This is a genomic window from Erwinia sp. AC075, assembly GCF_979253995.1.
Map to the genome: position 1 here is coordinate 2,961,843 of NZ_CEEDEU010000001.1, position 15,928 is coordinate 2,977,770.

15 protein-coding genes and 1 other annotated feature are annotated in these 15,928 nt (G+C 55.0%); of the genes, 5 read left to right on the top strand and 10 right to left on the bottom strand.

What is annotated here, in order from left to right:
• Nucleotides 1-212: 212 nt before the first annotated feature.
• The gene (gene yaaA / locus AC0IXH_RS14070) at nt 213-989 is read left to right on the top strand and encodes a peroxide stress protein YaaA (protein WP_134823451.1); all 777 of its coding nucleotides are present in this window, start codon (nt 213-215) and stop codon (nt 987-989) included.
• A gap of 82 nt (nt 990-1,071) precedes the next feature.
• Here yaaA and thrC read toward each other — a convergent pair whose 3' ends face one another.
• The 5 genes from thrC to AC0IXH_RS14095 all read right to left on the bottom strand — a co-directional run bounded on the left by thrC (nt 1,072) and on the right by AC0IXH_RS14095 (nt 6,801).
• Nucleotides 1,072-2,358 (bottom strand): threonine synthase, encoded by a 1,287-nt coding sequence (thrC, locus tag AC0IXH_RS14075; RefSeq protein ID WP_134823450.1) that lies wholly within the window; start codon nt 2,356-2,358, stop codon nt 1,072-1,074.
• Between the two features lie 3 nt (nt 2,359-2,361).
• Complete coding sequence (gene thrB / locus AC0IXH_RS14080) at nt 2,362-3,291, bottom strand: homoserine kinase (protein WP_471720574.1); 930 nt, start codon at nt 3,289-3,291, stop codon at nt 2,362-2,364.
• Between the two features lie 2 nt (nt 3,292-3,293).
• Entirely contained in the window at nt 3,294-5,756 is a 2,463-nt protein-coding gene (thrA, locus tag AC0IXH_RS14085; RefSeq protein ID WP_013200696.1) for a bifunctional aspartate kinase/homoserine dehydrogenase I, read from the bottom strand.
• A gap of 24 nt (nt 5,757-5,780) precedes the next feature.
• Nucleotides 5,781-5,902: a sequence feature (Thr leader region), on the bottom strand.
• The gene (gene thrL / locus AC0IXH_RS14090) at nt 5,838-5,909 is read right to left on the bottom strand and encodes a thr operon leader peptide (protein WP_071822137.1); all 72 of its coding nucleotides are present in this window, start codon (nt 5,907-5,909) and stop codon (nt 5,838-5,840) included. (Overlaps the previous feature by 65 nt.)
• A gap of 190 nt (nt 5,910-6,099) precedes the next feature.
• Nucleotides 6,100-6,801 carry a tRNA/rRNA methyltransferase gene (locus tag AC0IXH_RS14095; protein WP_013200695.1) on the bottom strand — a complete coding sequence of 234 codons (702 nt, stop codon included), beginning with the start codon at nt 6,799-6,801 and terminating at the stop codon, nt 6,100-6,102.
• Nucleotides 6,802-7,402: 601 nt separating this feature from the next.
• Between AC0IXH_RS14095 and arcA the strand changes: the two genes are divergently transcribed.
• Nucleotides 7,403-8,119 (top strand): two-component system response regulator ArcA, encoded by a 717-nt coding sequence (gene arcA / locus AC0IXH_RS14100; protein ID WP_013200694.1) that lies wholly within the window; start codon nt 7,403-7,405, stop codon nt 8,117-8,119.
• A 57-nt stretch (nt 8,120-8,176) separates the two neighbouring features.
• Here arcA and creA read toward each other — a convergent pair whose 3' ends face one another.
• Nucleotides 8,177-8,647 carry a protein CreA gene (creA, locus tag AC0IXH_RS14105; RefSeq protein WP_013200693.1) on the bottom strand — a complete coding sequence of 157 codons (471 nt, stop codon included), beginning with the start codon at nt 8,645-8,647 and terminating at the stop codon, nt 8,177-8,179.
• A gap of 192 nt (nt 8,648-8,839) precedes the next feature.
• Between creA and robA the strand changes: the two genes are divergently transcribed.
• Entirely contained in the window at nt 8,840-9,730 is an 891-nt protein-coding gene (robA, locus tag AC0IXH_RS14110; RefSeq protein WP_013200692.1) for an MDR efflux pump AcrAB transcriptional activator RobA, read from the top strand.
• Nucleotides 9,731-9,812: 82 nt separating this feature from the next.
• Here robA and gpmB read toward each other — a convergent pair whose 3' ends face one another.
• Nucleotides 9,813-10,460, bottom strand: a complete 648-nt coding sequence (gene gpmB / locus AC0IXH_RS14115; RefSeq protein ID WP_013200691.1) for a 2,3-diphosphoglycerate-dependent phosphoglycerate mutase GpmB — start codon at nt 10,458-10,460, stop codon at nt 9,813-9,815.
• 50 nt (nt 10,461-10,510) lie between these two features.
• On the opposite strand from gpmB, the gene yjjX reads away from it, so the two are divergent.
• Entirely contained in the window at nt 10,511-11,062 is a 552-nt protein-coding gene (yjjX, locus tag AC0IXH_RS14120) for an inosine/xanthosine triphosphatase (RefSeq protein WP_013200690.1), read from the top strand.
• Here yjjX and trpR read toward each other — a convergent pair.
• Both trpR and sltY read right to left on the bottom strand, forming a co-directional pair.
• Nucleotides 11,048-11,377 (bottom strand): trp operon repressor, encoded by a 330-nt coding sequence (gene trpR, locus AC0IXH_RS14125; RefSeq protein ID WP_041691896.1) that lies wholly within the window; start codon nt 11,375-11,377, stop codon nt 11,048-11,050. The genes yjjX and trpR overlap by 15 nt on opposite strands.
• Nucleotides 11,378-11,430: 53 nt before the next feature.
• Nucleotides 11,431-13,353, bottom strand: a complete 1,923-nt coding sequence (gene sltY / locus AC0IXH_RS14130; RefSeq protein ID WP_455864240.1) for a murein transglycosylase — start codon at nt 13,351-13,353, stop codon at nt 11,431-11,433.
• 278 nt (nt 13,354-13,631) lie between these two features.
• Here sltY and licT point away from each other — a divergent pair, with 278 nt between their 5' ends.
• Nucleotides 13,632-14,495: a BglG family transcription antiterminator LicT gene (licT, locus tag AC0IXH_RS14135; RefSeq protein ID WP_013200688.1), complete on the top strand. Its 864-nt coding sequence runs from the start codon at nt 13,632-13,634 to the stop codon at nt 14,493-14,495.
• A gap of 28 nt (nt 14,496-14,523) precedes the next feature.
• On the opposite strand, the gene AC0IXH_RS14140 is transcribed toward licT, so the two are convergent.
• Nucleotides 14,524-15,918, bottom strand: coding sequence for a glycoside hydrolase family 1 protein (locus AC0IXH_RS14140; protein WP_346566964.1), 1,395 nt, complete (start codon nt 15,916-15,918; stop codon nt 14,524-14,526).
• Between the last annotated feature and the right edge of the window lie 10 nt (nt 15,919-15,928).

Sequence of the window (15,928 nt, forward strand, 5' to 3'; positions counted from 1 at the left end):
AATGTCTGACACGGATAATATCACGCGAAGCTTGCCATGCAAGGTAAGGTTGCCCGCAGGCCACGCAGTGCTAAATTGATGAAGAATACCCCCTTTAATGCGCCGGGGATCAGTAAAGGCAATGGCAGCGATTACTCCTTTCATGTCACTTTTTTGCTAAAGTAGCGGCTAAACTTTTGCCCCTCGCGGCATATTCATACAAGGACTCAGGCATGTTGATGGTTATCTCCCCAGCCAAAACGCTGGATTTTGAAAGCCCGCTGGCGACCAAACGTTTCACCCAACCTGCGTTGCTGGATGATTCCCAAAAACTGATTGAGGTTGCCCGAAAGCTGACGCCAGCGCAGATCGGTTCACTGATGCATATCAGCGATAAGCTGGCTGGACTGAACGCCGATCGTTTCCATCACTGGCACCCGCCGTTCACCCCGGAAAATGCCCGTCAGGCGATCCTCGCCTTTAAAGGTGATGTCTATACCGGCCTGCAGGCGGAAACCTTTAAAGAGAAGGATTTCGATTTTGCTCAGCAGCACCTGCGCATGCTGTCCGGCCTTTACGGTCTGCTGCGCCCGCTGGATTTGATGCAGCCCTATCGTCTGGAAATGGGCATCAGGCTGGAAAACCCGGCCGGCAAAGATCTCTACACCTTCTGGGGCGATAAGCTGACCGAAGCGCTGAATGCCGCGCTGGCCGAGCAAGGCGATGATGTGTTGCTGAACCTGGCGTCCGATGAGTATTTCAAAGCGGTGAAGCCGAAAAAGCTCAATGGCCGCATCATCAAGCCGGTGTTCCTCGACGAGAAAAACGGCAAGTTCAAAGTGATCAGCTTCTATGCCAAAAAGGCGCGTGGCCTGATGAGCCGTTATGTCATTGAGAATCGCCTGACCAAACCGGCACAGCTGAAGAAGTTTGATGTGGACGGCTACGTCTTTGTCCCGGAAGAGAGTAGCGACAGTGAACTGATGTTTAAGCGCCGCGAAGCGGTCTGACAGCACACCCGCAGCATAAAAAAACGGCCCTTTTCAGGGCCGTTTGCATGGGTGGATACGGCCCGCAACGGGGCCGGAGACCTTATTTGTGCAACAGGAACTCGCGCAGTTCCGCGAAGTCCGCTTTCATCTCATGGGAGAGCAGCGGCAGGTTGGCACGCTGTGCCAGCTCTTCAGGCACCGGCAGCTTGCGGTCGAGGATCGCTTCCACGCTTTCGATAAACTTGGCCGGGTGCGCGGTGCCGAGGAACAAACCAAACTCCCCTTCCTGCAACTGATCGCGCAGCATACGGTAAGCAATCGCCGCGTGGGGCTCAGAGATGTAACCCAGGTCCGCCAGCTCACGCATGGTGGCTTTGGTGGTCTGATCATCAACCGCACCAAAGCCCAGATCGGTCAGGCGCCAGGTTTTGCGGCGGAAGATCTCTTCCACGCGCGGCCAGTTGTTCGGCTGGCTGACATCCATCGCGTTAGACAAGGTGGAAACCGTGGCATTAGGCTGCCATTCTCCCTTCTCAAGGAAGCGCGGAACGGTGTCATTGGCGTTGGTGGCGGCAATAAAGCGCTTAACCGGCAGGCCAAGGGATTTCGCCAGCAGGCCCGCGGTCAGGTCGCCGAAGTTACCACTCGGTACGGAGATCACCAGCTGGTTACGCTTCTCCTGAGGCAGTTGTGCCACCGCTTCGAAGTAGTAACAAATCTGCGCCAGCAGGCGGCTGATGTTGATTGAGTTTGCCGAGTTCAGGCCAATGGCTTTCTTCAGCAGCTCATCATCGAAGGCCTGCTTCACCAGTGACTGACAGGCATCGAAGTCGCCTTCAATGGCGATGGTCTGGATATTGCCACCCAGCGTACAGAACAGTTTTTCCTGCAGCGGACTGATTTTGCCTTTCGGATAGAGGATCACCACGCGAACGTTTTCCATGCCGAAGAAAGCATGGGCAACTGCCGCACCGGTATCGCCGGAAGTGGCGGTCAGAATGGTGATTTTCTCATCGGCGCCGCTAACGTAGGAGAGCATTTGCGCCATAAAGCGGCCGCCAAAGTCTTTAAACGCCAGCGTTGGACCATGGAACAGCTCCAGCGCAGCGATATCATCCGTCACCTTTTGTACCGGTGCCGGGAAGCTGAAGGCGGTTTTCAGGCGCTGATGCAGCTGATGAGGTTCGATCTCATCGCCAATAAAGGCAGAGAGGATTTTGCTACTGCGTGTAACGAAATCCATTTCCAACATCTCGTCGATGTCGGTCAGTTCAAACTCAGGCAGCTCGAGCGGAAAGAACAGGCCCTGCTGTTTGCCGAGGCCTTGCTTAACGGCCTGCGAGAAGCTTACCTGCTCGTTATGATCCTTAAGATTATACAGTTTCATGCGTTATCCCAGTTTACGTGCGCCTGCCGTGTCTATGCGGCAGATATGAACGAAGCCTTCATCATTTTGCAGATAGTGCTGGCTGAGCCAGTCTGCCATGCGCTGCGCCGTGTCCGGTTGGTTACAGACGGCGAACAGCGTTGGGCCGGATCCTGAGATCCCACAGGCCAGCGCGCCAATATCCTGCGCGGCCTGACGGGCTTCAGCAAATCCCGGTAACAGCTTGGTGCGGTAAGGCTCGGCGATCACATCGCGCATCAGCTTTGCCGCCAGCGCCGGTTGCTGCGTGTGGCAGGCATGAATAAACCCACCCAGGTAGCGACCGTGCTTAATAATGTCTTCTTTACGGTACTGTGCCGGCAGGATCGCGCGGGCTTCCGCAGTGGAAACTTTGATCCCCGGATAGGCCATTACCCAAAGCCAGTCATCAAAGCCTGGCACCTGCTGGCTGATAATCCCATTTTCCTCGAGCATCAGCTGAATGCCGCCGAGGAAGCACGGCGCCACGTTATCATAATGCACGCTCCCGGAAATACGCCCTTCCAGTTCGCCCATCAGCGCCAGCAATTCGGTATCGCTCAGCGGCTTACCGCAGTGCTCGTTCATCGCCATCAGGCCAGCCACCACCGAACAGGCGCTGGAACCCAGGCCGGAACCGATAGGCATGTTTTTTTCAAGCGTCATCGCCACCGGCACGCGTTTGCCAATCGCTTCGCAGAAACGATCCCAACACTGCCAGACGATGTTTTCCTGCGGATCGGTGGGGAGCTTGCTGACGAAACGCCCTTCATTACGCAGGCTGAATTCGCTGGCCGCTTCCACGGTCACGCAGTCGCCCAGCAAGGCGCCGTCAATCGGAGACACCGCCGCACCCAGTACATCAAAGCCCACGCTGACGTTGCCGATTGAGGCAGGGGCATAAATCTTAACCATTCTTAAACTCCCAACTTCCATGACAAGGTGCGTAACAGGTCGGCGAACACGCCTGCTGCGGTCACATCATTACCGGCACCGTAGCCGCGCAGAACCAGCGGAATGGGCTGATAGTAGCGGCTGTAGAAGGCCAGGGCATTCTCGCCGTTTTTCACTTTATACAGCGGATCGTTACCGTCCACGGCATCAATTTTTACCTGGCAACGGCCACCTTCTTCAATGGCGCCGACAAATCGCAGCACTTTGCCCTCTGCACTGGCCCGCGCCACGCGGGAAGCAAAGGCATCATCCAGCTCTGGCAGACGCGCCATAAAGGTTTCCACGTCGGCAATCGCCGTGAATTCTTCCGGCAGCACTGCTTCAATCTCGATGTCGCTGAGCTCCAACTGGTAGCCGGCTTCACGGGCAAGGATCAATAGCTTACGCGCCACGTCCATCCCGGAGAGATCGTCACGCGGGTCAGGCTCGGTGAAGCCCATTTCACGTGCGGTTTTGGTGGCTTCCGACAGCGACACGCCTTCATCCAGTTTACCGAAGATGAACGATAAAGAGCCAGAAAGGATGCCGGAGAAACGCAGCAGCTCATCACCGGCATTCAGCAGGTTTTGCAGGTTCTCGATCACCGGCAGGCCCGCACCAACATTGGTATCGTAAAGGAATTTACGGCGCGATTTCGCCGCTGCCGCACGCATCTGCAGGTAGTAATTGTAAGATGAGGTGTTGGCCTTTTTATTCGGCGTCACCACGTGGAAGCCTTCACCGAGGAAGTCGGCATACTGATCGGCAACCGCCTGGCTTGAGGTACAGTCCACAATCACCGGATTCAGCAGGTGATACTCTTTTACCAGACGCATCAGGCGGCCAAGATTAAACGGCTCTTTGGCGTCAGCCAGCGACGCTTTCCAGTTCTCCAGCGGAATGCCGTGCACGTTGGTCAGCAGCGCTTTGGAATTGGCGATGCCGCACACCCGTAAATCGATATGTTTATTTTTCAGCCACGCCTGCTGGCGATGCAGCTGATCGATCAGTGCCGCGCCAACGCCGCCGACGCCGATCACAAACACTTCAATCACCTGGTCAGTGGCGAACAGCATCTGATGCACCACGCGCACGCCGGTGGTCGCCTGATCGTTATCCACCACCACCGAGATAGAACGCTCGGAAGAGCCCTGGGCGATGGCCACGATATTGATATTGGCCCGCGCCAGCGCCGAGAAGAATTTGGCAGAGATGCCGCGCAGCGTGCGCATACCGTCGCCGACCACTGAAATCACCGCCAGATGCTCCATCACATCCAGTGGCTCTAGCAGGCCATCTTTCAGCTCAAGATAGAACTCTTCTTCTAATACGCGTCGGGCACGCGCCTGATCGCTCTGCGGCACGCAGAAACTGATGCTGTATTCAGACGAGGACTGGGTGATCAACACCACGGAGATACCGCTGCGGGACATGGCGGCAAAGACTCGCGCCGCCATGCCGACCATCCCTTTCATGCCCGGGCCGGAGACGTTAAACATCGCCATGTTATTCAGATTGGTGATGCCCTTAACCGGATTATCATCATCCGAGCTGTCGCCACCAATCAGCGTGCCGGGCGCCTGAGGATTGGCGGTATTCTTGATCAGGCACGGGATCTGGAACTGTGCGATAGGAGTGATGGTGCGCGGGTGCAGCACTTTCGCGCCAAAATAGGAAAGCTCCATCGCTTCCTGGTAGGACATCGATTTCAGCAGGCGCGCATCCGGCACCTGGCGAGGATCGCAGGTGTAAACCCCGTCCACATCGGTCCAGATTTCACAACAATCAGCGCGTAAACAGGCGGCCAGCACCGCAGCCGAATAATCGGAGCCATTGCGGCCCAGTACCACCAGTTCACCTTTATCATTACCGGCGGTGAAGCCGGCCATCAGGATCATGTTTTCTCGCGGGATTTGGCTGGCGGCAATACGGCGAGTGGACTCAGGGATATCAACGGTGGATTCGAGGTAATGCCCAACGGCCAGCAGCTTCTCAACCGGGTCGATGACGCTGACGCCATGTCCGCGCGCCAGCAGCAGCGCTTCCATAATGGCGATCGACAGCTTTTCGCCACGGCAGATAATCGCCGCGTTGACGCTGTCCGGGCACTGTCCCAGCAGGCCAATGCCGTGCAGGATCTGCTTAAGCTGCGCAAATTCCTGGTCGACAACGGTTTTCAACTTGTCGTACTGGAAACCCGGCTGCACTTCCGCCAGGCCCTGCAGAAGGGAAGCAAAAATGCTTTCCGCATCGCTGATGTTCGGCAAGGCATCCTGGCCGCTGATGGTTTTTTCAATCATCGCCACCAGGTGATTAGTGATCTTAGCTGGCGCGGACAATACGGTAGCAACCTGTCCCTGCTTCGCATTACTTTCCAGAATGTCTGCCACGCGTAAGAAGCGTTCCGCGTTGGCTACTGAGGTTCCACCGAATTTCAGCACTCGCATATCAAAATCTCCTGAATTTTTGCCGAAAAAAAAGCCCGCACTGTTTAGGTGCGGGCTTATTTTTGATGATTCCTGTATGCGTCAGCCCGCACCGTTACCTGTGGTAATGGTGGTGGTAATAATGATTGTTGTCATCAGGCTGAAATTGCGCATTTTAGATTTATCGTCTGTCTGTTTATAAATTCTGTCGGCCTCCAGAAGTAAAGCAATCCCCTGGCCAAGTCAATTTTTTTATCACCGTCTGGCCGACGGCGCAGCGGAGAAGCCTTGGGGCATTTCCCGGAAAAACAGATCCATTCTGTTAGCTGTCGAAACAATGCCAGTAATACCCACTGCCATTGCTTTATTCGCCAGTTTTTTTATCTATAAGTTTTTTTTCTACATCATGCAGCAGACGATGCAGCATGGCGTTGTCGCGCTGTTCCAACAGGCCAAGTCGCTGGGCCAGCCAGTCCACCAGTTTGCTGTCCTCGCTGACTTCCAGGCTCACCAACAGCCGATCGAGACGCTGCCGCAATGCATCCAGCTGCTGGGCATCCGCTGGCGCTTCTTTTATGGCACTCACCTGCCGTAGCGCGGAAAGCTGGTAGCAATAGACCATGACTGCCTGTCCCAGATTCAGGGAAGGATAGTCGGCAGCCATCGGGATCCCGGTCAGCACATCCACCAACGCCAGCTCCTCATTGGTCAGCCCGGTATCTTCTCGGCCAAACACCAGCGCGGCACTTTGCACCCACTGCTGCTTCTCTTCTAACAGGCTCTGCACCTGCTGAGGCGTGGCGTAATAGCGGAATTTTGCCCGACTGCGCGCGGTGGTGGCGATGCTGAAGTCGATGTCCGCCAGTGCCGCGTCCAGCGAATCCCAGTGGGTGGCGTTGTCGAGGATTTCCCCGGCACCATGCGCAACCCAGCGGGCGGCCGGTTCAAGGTGCGCCTGACTGTTGACGATCCGCAGCTCATCAAATCCCATGGTTTTCATGGCGCGGGCGGCGGCGCCGACATTTTCTGGTCTGCGTGGTGAGACAAGGATCAGGGGAAAACGCATAACTGCCTTAATAATGGTTGGCCGGGCGGTAAACAAATTACAGCCAGCTTGTAAAAAAATTCGCTCACCAGTAACAAATAAACAACATTACCGGTGCATACTCTATTCAGTCATAAACAAATTATATGACGACTTCAGGCTAAATACCCTAATAAAAACAATTATCAGCACATAAAACCATAGGGTTCAATCAATTACCAAATGTTAAATCCGATCCAAACTCCTTTTGCCGCCGGGCGCTAACTTGTCGGCGAAAAGCACATAAATGTGAGCTAAGCTGGCATTCTTGGAAGAGTTTTTCACAAACTTGTTAACGTGCTACAATTGGTTTGATATAAGTCAACTTAGCGTTGTTTATTACATTTCGGTCAGGTCTTGTACTGTTATATTGCTGTTAATGCGGATAAGATGTACACCCATTTTTAAGCGTACCAGGACAGGATGCACCTTGTCTTCCCGGGAAGCACGGCCTGGTCTTTAATGGCTCAAGAACATATTCTGTACAGTTGACGTTTTGCGCCGGATGACTCATCTGCTTTGTCTGGTCCTGTTAACTGTATGCCCTGTTTTAACTTTGTTGGCAATTTTAGGTAGCGAACACATGCAGACCCCGCACATACTTATCGTTGAAGACGAATTAGTGACTCGTAATACTCTCAAAAGTATTTTTGAGGCCGAAGGCTACATGGTTTATGAAGCTACGGATGGTGCTGAAATGCACCATATATTGACCGAGAACGACATCAACCTGGTGATCATGGATATTAACCTGCCAGGGAAAAACGGTCTGCTGTTGGCCCGCGAACTTCGCGAACAGGCTAACGTAGCCCTGATGTTCCTGACCGGTCGCGACAACGAAGTCGACAAAATTCTCGGCCTGGAAATTGGTGCAGATGATTACATCACTAAACCGTTTAACCCGCGTGAGCTGACCATCCGCGCACGCAACCTGCTTTCCCGCACCATGAATCTGGCGCCGCACAGTGAAGAGCGCAAGCTGGTTGAGAGCTACAAGTTTAACGGTTGGGAGCTGGACATCAACAGCCGTTCCCTGATCAGCCCACAGGGCGAGCAGTACAAGCTGCCGCGCAGTGAGTTCCGCGCGATGCTGCATTTCTGCGAGAACCCAGGCAAAATCCAGACCCGTGCCGATTTGCTGAAAAAGATGACCGGCCGTGAGCTGAAGCCACACGATCGTACCGTTGATGTGACCATCCGCCGTATTCGTAAACACTTCGAATCCACGCCGGATACCCCAGAAATCATCGCGACCATCCACGGTGAAGGTTACCGTTTCTGTGGCGATCTGCAGGACTAATTCCTGCGGGTGCAAAAAATTAAGGGCCGGTAATCCGGCCCTTTTCTATGCAGCAGACTATTTCCACGGCATAATAGGCACTGCGCTCAGGGCGTTTTTAGGCGAACCATCCACAACTTTATCGGAATAGCTCAGATAGATCAGCGCATTACGCTTCTGATCGTAAAACCGTACCACCTGAAGCTTTTTAAACACCAGTGAAGTCCGTTTCTGGAACACGACCTCGCCTTCCGCTTTGCCCTTGGCAATTTTATCGCTAAGTTCAACCGGACCAACCTGCTGACAGGAGATGGCCGCGTCTGAGGTATCCTCAGCCAGCCCAAGTCCCCCCTTGATGCCGCCGGTTTTGGCGCGACTGATATAACAAGTTACATTTTTTACATCCGGATCGTCGAAGGCTTCAACCACTATCTTATGGTCTGGGCCAAACACCTTAAACACCGTGTCCACTGATCCAACCTGCTCAGCATGAGCGGTTACCGATGCAAAAATTACCGACGTGACTATTAACAATTTTCTCATTGTCATAACGTTACCATTGCTTAGAAAATAGATGACATTGTAAGGTAAACTTCTTCAGGCACTTGCCGCATGGTAACACCTCCCCGTTGTTTGAGGCGCATCAGCACAGGGTATTTGTCTTCTTGCAGACTGAATGCGTAACAGAAGCCAGTAGTGGAACTTTTCCCTGCACTAATTTTAACCAGGTAAGGATGATTTATGGATCAAGCCGGTATCATTCGCGATTTGCTTGTCTGGCTTGAAAGCCACCTTGATCAGCCGCTGTCTTTGGACAACGTGGCGACCAAGGCCGGTTATTCAAAATGGCACTTGCAAAGAATGTTTAAGGAAGTCACCGGACACGCGATTGGCGCATACATCCGCGCACGCCGTCTGTCTAAGGCCGCAGTAGCGCTTCGCCTGACCAGCCGTCCGATTCTGGACATTGCCCTGCAGTATCGTTTTGATTCGCAACAGACGTTTACCCGGGCATTTAAAAAGCAGTTCAACCAGACGCCTGCGTACTATCGCCGCTCGTCTGACTGGAACTCGTTTGGCTTACGTCCGCCGATCCGCCTGGGTGATTTCCACGTTCCCGAGCCTGCTTGGATCACTCTGCCGGAAACGGTGTTGGTTGGGCAAACGCAAAGCTACACCTGTACGCTGGAGCAGATCTCCAGTGCGCGGAGTGAGATGCGGTTGCACTTCTGGCGTCAGTTCCTGGCCGAAACGGATATGGTGCCGCCGGTGCTGTATGGCCTGCATCAGTCGCGTCCAAGCATGGAAAAGGATGATGAGCAGGAGATCCTGTACACCACCGCCGTGCCGTCGGACAAGCTGTCGCAGCCGTTGCAGTCCACGCAGACCGTGATGTTAGAAGGGGGGGAATACGTGCAGTTTACGTACGAAGGCCCGCACAGCGAATTCCAGGACTTTATCCTGCTGGTGTACGGCACCTGTATGCCGATGCTGAAGCTGACCCGCCGCCATGGCCAGGATATTGAGCGCTTCTACACCCACGGTGGTAAGAAACGCGCCGAGCCGCCGACGGAGATCCGTTGTGAATATCTGATCCCCATCCGTGCGCCGGCAGACTCAGCAACCGCGTAACCACAGGGTAATTGAGCACGGTATTCCCCGGCTTTTAGCGTGAAGGGGCGAAACACCTCGCCCCTGCTTCATCTTCCGATGATTAGCGCTGCAGCTCATCCAGCGCAGGCTGATCGAGATGGGCAACATCCCCGGCCGTTTCCACGACCCAACCCGCTGCCAGCCAGGCACTCTGCTGATGATCAACGCGTGAAATCGAGCAGTTGCGTAAGCGCAGACGACGTTCAGCATGCGCCGGCAGGCCCAATAAGGTACTGACCAACACGCCCAGCGCCATACCGTGGCTGACGATCAGCGGACGGCTTCCTGCAGGCAGATCCAGACAGGCGTTCAGCGCGTTATGCATCCGCTCTGCCATCTCCGTCATCGACTCTCCGCCAGGAATGCGGCCGTTTTCAGTGCCGTCGACCAGCGTTTTCCGCCAGCTCTCCTGCTCGGCGGTCAGTTCATCCAGCGGCTGCTCTTCCAGCACACCCATGTTCAGCTCACGCAAGCGTGGGTCGAGGGTGACGTTGCAGCCACAGGCATCCGCAATGATCTCCGCCGTGCGTTTGGTTCGCCCCAAATCGCTGGAGATCACATGGGTGATGCCAAGATGTTTCACGCGCTCCCCAACCTGATGAGCCTGCTGCTCTCCTTTCTCCGTCAGCGCGCTGTCTGACTGTCCCTGAATGCGTCGGGCGGCATTCCAAAGCGTTTCTCCGTGGCGAACAAGATAGACCTGTAACATGCGATTTTCCGTTATACTGCGACAAATTTGCCTAAAGGGTTCAAACAATTATGTACCATGTTGTCGCTGCCACCATCAATCCAGCCAAAATTAAGGCAATTTCTCAGGCATTCAGCGATGTGTTCGGTGAAGGATCCTGCCATATTGAGGGTGTCGAGGTCGACAGCGGCGTGGCCGCACAGCCAATAACAAATCACGAAACGAGAACTGGCGCACGCCAACGGGTGATGAATGCCCGCCAGGTTCGTCCGGAAGCAGATTTCTGGGTGGCGATTGAAGCCGGGATCGAAGAAGAGAGTGCCTTCGCCTGGATGGTGGTGGAAAACCACAAACTGCGCGGCGAATCGCGCTCGGCCAGCTTTACGCTGCCGGCCATCGTGATGAAAGGGATCCACGAAGGCCGTGAACTGGGTGAAGAGATGTCCCGCCTCACCGGCATTGATAACATCAAGCAAAAAGGCGGTGCCATCGGCGCCTTTACCGCCGGCCTGCTGTCACGCACCAGCGTGTACCATCAGGCGCTGATTCTGGCGCTCTGCCCGTTCCATAATGATATCTATCAGATGAAGCCGGGCGAATCCGACGGATCAGATCTTATCTGAGCCGGTCAGCAGTTGCGCCTCCAGCCAGGCTTTCAGCGCTGGCGGCGCACTTTTCAGGCTGTTCGACCCACGGGTTATGGTCGCAATCCCCACCCCTAAATCGTTTTTCAATTCACGCTGGCTCAATTCGCCCCGCATCAATTCTTCAATAATCCGCAGTCGCGTTCCCAATGCTTCGCGCTCATCTGGCGTCATCATCAGTTGCAGCAGCGGCAGATGTAATCCATTGCCAAAGGCACGTTGCAGCAGCGTCACAAAACGCTGCCACTCTTCGTTATGCGGTTCCATGGTAACGGGAACGGAAGATTCGCTCATGTGTGGCCCATACTATTAAACTAGTACAGAAGCATAGCACAGGCCTGGCGCGATCAGTAGCGTCGTTGCCACTCGTTATCCGCCAGAATTTTGTCTGACTTATCCATGAAATGGCGATAATACGCATCGTACGCCAGCACGTTTTTCACATAGCCGCGCGTTTCCGAGAACGGGATGGTTTCAATAAAGGCCACCGGATCCAGCTTGCCCGCGCTGTTACCCAGCCAGGTTTTCACCCGTGATGGGCCGGCGTTGTAGGCAGCAGACGAGAAGATGCGGTTCTGACCAAACTGCTGATAGACCGATTCCAGATACTGCGTGCCGATCTGAATATTGGTTTCCGGATCCAGCAGCTGGCTGCTGTTGCTGTAGCCCGGCAGGCTGTAGACCTTCACCGTATGCTGCGCGGTAGCCGGCATCACCTGCATCAGACCAGACGCCCCCACCGGCGAGCGCGCTTTCGGGTTCCAGGCGCTCTCCTGACGGGCGATGGCCATCGCATAGCTAATCGGAATCGCCTTGCCGTTGGCATAGCGCTGGAACTGATCCTGATAGGCCAGCGGGAAGCGTTCCTGCAGGCTGTTCCACAATTTGCCGGTAATGGTTGCCTGCACGCTCAGCACCCACCAGTTTTGCTGGTAGGCATACTGGGCCAGTTGCTGCTGCTGGCCGCTGTTTTTACTGGAAACCAGGTAGCTCCATTCGGTGCGGGCAAGGTTATCCATTCCCCAGTACATCAGCTCACGCACGCGGGCAATCTCGCTGCCCTGGGTCAGGCTGCTGTCCTGAGGCGGCGCCTTGTCGATCTGCATTTTGTACTCTTCGCCGAGCTTCTGCGCGGCCACCATCGGATAGAAGCCGCGTTCCTGCATCAGTCCATGCAGGATTTTCTCGGCTTCCTCTTTCCGGCCCTGCTCTAACAGCAGGTCGGCCTGCCAGTATTGCCACTCATCTTTCTGTTTGGCTTCAACCGGCAGGCGGGCTATCCAGGTATTCAGACCGCGACGATCGTTATTGCCGAGCGACATCCTGACCCGGCGCTCAATCAGTGACGTGGAGTCGCTGCGCATCACCACATCATCACGCCAGCGGGCCTGTTCAGAGGTGATATCGTTGCCCATCAGACGCCAGGCGACCGCCTCTTTCAGATCCTGCGCTTCCTGATCGCTCATTTTTTGCGCGGTCACCAGCGACGGGATCATCGCCCGGGCATTTTCCGCGTCTTCACGCGCCACGCGCGCAAACGCCAGTGAGGTCGCCTGACGGGTGAAATCGGTCGGGCCCACGGCGCGGGCAAAGGTCACCACCGTTTGAGGGTTGTTCTGCAGATCCATTACCGCGTTGGCCATGGTCTGATAATCTTCCGGCAGCTGTTTCGCGAGGAAATTGACCAGGTTGGTATTGCCTTCCTTCATCGCCAGACGCATACGCTCAAGGGTGGTAATGGGCGTTTGCTGACCTGCAGCCTGCCAGACGCTGAACAGCTTATCGCAGGTTGCTGGCAGAGACGTGCCGCGCAGCCAGATGGCTTTCGCGCCATCCCAGGCGACCTGCTGCTGCCCGGTCGCCCATTTGGCGTAATACCAGTTACAGCGCGCGGACACCGGCTTCGGCTCTTCCGGGCTGAACACCAGCAAACCGCGCCAGTCTTCACGACGGGCCAGTTCATTAACAAAGCGGGAAGGTAAGGAGCGTACCGGCGGTAAGGTCGGATACTGCTTAATAAAGGCATTCACTGCCAGCCCGGTTTCCTGATCCAGGTGCTGAGCCAGCTCACGGTATTCAAGATAAGGATAAAGAGGATAGTCACGTAACGTGGGCATCAGCTGCGCCACCGTATCCATTTGATTGCTGTCCCACGCCTGCTTAATCTGCAAATAACGACCGCGCTGCGCATCCAGCGAATCGGCGTGTGCCATTCCTGTAACTACCGTTAAACAGGCGCCTGCTATCCACAACTGCCACTTGTCCGCCATGACTTTCCCCACGTTAACGCCTCTCTTTATCCTGAACTCACGTTACAACTTCCTTCATGCTAACCAGGCTTACGCACTACTGCACTGATATGCACAAATATTTACTAAACTTTGGTCAGTTTTTTAGCGGATATGCATCACATTTCACGGATCAAGTGATTGCGGTATCCGCACCCGCCGTTAATCATGGCGCATGATTGTTACTGTGCATAGCACAGGCAAAACCTGGCACACCGTTCTCCCGGTGGGCCAGGTTTTTTTATTTTCAGGGCGGATAAATGAAGATCGCAAAAATCCTTAATAATAATGTGGCGATTATCCTGGCGGACAACGGCCACGAACAGGTGGTGATGGGACGCGGTTTAGCCTTTCAAAAACGCGTCGGCGATGAGCTGGATGCCGGCCTGATTGAAAAAGTGTTCGCGCTGCAAAGCGATGCGCTGACCGCCCGTCTGAGCGAACTGCTGTCGGAAATCCCGCTGGAGGTGATCACCACCACCGAGCTGATTATCGCCGAAGCCCGCCGCGAGCTGGGCACGCCCTTACATGAGAGCCTGTCGATTGCCCTCAGCGATCACTGCCACTTTGCGCTGGAGCGGCACCGGCAAAACCTGCCAATCCGCAATGTGCTGAAGTGGGAAATCAAAACGCTGTACCCTAAAGAGTTCGCGCTGGGCCTGAACGCCCTTGAGCTGATTGAAAAACGGCTGGGCGTAACGCTACCGGAGGATGAAGCCGGGTTTATTGCCCTGCATCTGGTCAACGCCCAGCTGGGCAGCGATATGTCCGATGTGTCGCATATCACCCAGTTTATGCAGGAGATCCTGCATATCGTGAAGTACCGGCTCCAGCTGGATTACCGCATCGACAGCCTGAGCTATAACCGCTTTGTTAACCATCTGAAGTTCTTCGCCCAGCGCATGCTCGGCAAACGCGGCGTGTGGAGTGACGATGAGTCGTTGCATGATGTGGTGCGCGATAAATATCCGCTCTCCTACCAGTGCGCGCAAAAAATTGACCAGCATATTCAGCAAAAACATCACTACACGCTCTCCTGTGAAGAACGCATGTTCCTGACCATTCATATCGAGCGGGTGCGTAAGGAAACGCTGGCGTTAGCGGAGGACGCAGACGAGGCGTAACGCCGGGCGGAAACCGCCCGGCGAGCGGTTATTTCAGTGACTCACCGTGGCTGCGGATCACCTGTTGATACCAGTAAAAGCTCTGCTTACGGGACCTGGCCAGCGTTCCTTTTCCCTGGTCATCACGATCGACATAGATAAAGCCATAGCGTTTGGAGAACTCCGCTTTCGAGGCGCTGACCAGATCAATCGGTCCCCAGCAGGTATAGCCCATCACTTCCACGCCATCTTCAATCGCTTCGCGCACCTGCACTAAATGATCGTTCAGATACTGAATGCGGTAATCATCCTGAATGCTGCCGTCGGCTTCGACCTTATCTTTCGCGCCCAGGCCATTTTCAACAATAAACAGCGGCTTCTGGTAACGGTCGTACAGCATATTCATCAGAATGCGCAGGCCTTCCGGATCGATCTGCCAGCCCCAGTCGGAACTGGCAAGATGTGGGTTCGGCACCATTGAGAGAATATTGCCGCGCGCCTTCTGATTCTCTTCTTCATTGGTGGTGACGCAGCCGGTCATATAGTAGCTGAAGGAGATGTAATCGATGGTGTGTTGCAGGTCCTGCTTATCCTGCTCGCTCACCTCCAGCGTGATATTGCGGTCGGCAAAGAAACGGCGCATATAGGCCGGATAGTAGCCGCGCACCTGCACATCACCGAAGAACAGCCATTCGCGGTTCTGCTGCAGGGTTTCCATCACGTCTGCCGGGCGACAGCTGAGTGGGTAAAGTAATCCGCCCAGCAGCATATTGCCGATTTTCCCGTCCTTGACGATCTGATGGCACGCCTTTACCGCGCGGGCGCTGGCCACCAGCTGATGATGGATGGCCTGATAAATTTCCGCCTCGCTGCTCTCTTCAGCCAGACCCACGCCGGTGTAGGGCGCGTGAAGCGACATATTGATTTCATTGAAGGTCAGCCAGTGCTTCACCTTGTGCTGATAACGGCTGAACACCGCCCGGGCATAACGCTCGAAACAATCGATGGTGGTCCGGCTTCCCCAGCCACCGTATTGCTCGACCAATCCCACCGGCATTTCGTAATGAGACAGGGTCACCAGCGGCGTAATCTGGTATTTGGCCATCTCATCGAACAGGCGATCGTAAAACGCCAGCCCTTCTTCATTCGGCGACTGTTCATCGCCCTGCGGGAAGATGCGCGTCCAGGCAATCGAGGTGCGCAGCACGGTGAAGCCCATCTCGGCGAACAGCTTGATGTCCTCCGGGAAACGGTGGTAGAAGTCGATCGCCACGTCCTTGATGCCAGCATCCCCCGGCACGCGTTCCACTCGCCCGCCAAAAATGCCGTTGGGTTGCAGATCCGAGGTCGACAGCCCTTTGCCGCCCTGCTGATACGCCCCTTCAACCTGATTGGCCGCGACCGCGCCGCCCCATAAGAAATTATCCGGAAAACGTCTGTTCATGGTGAATCTC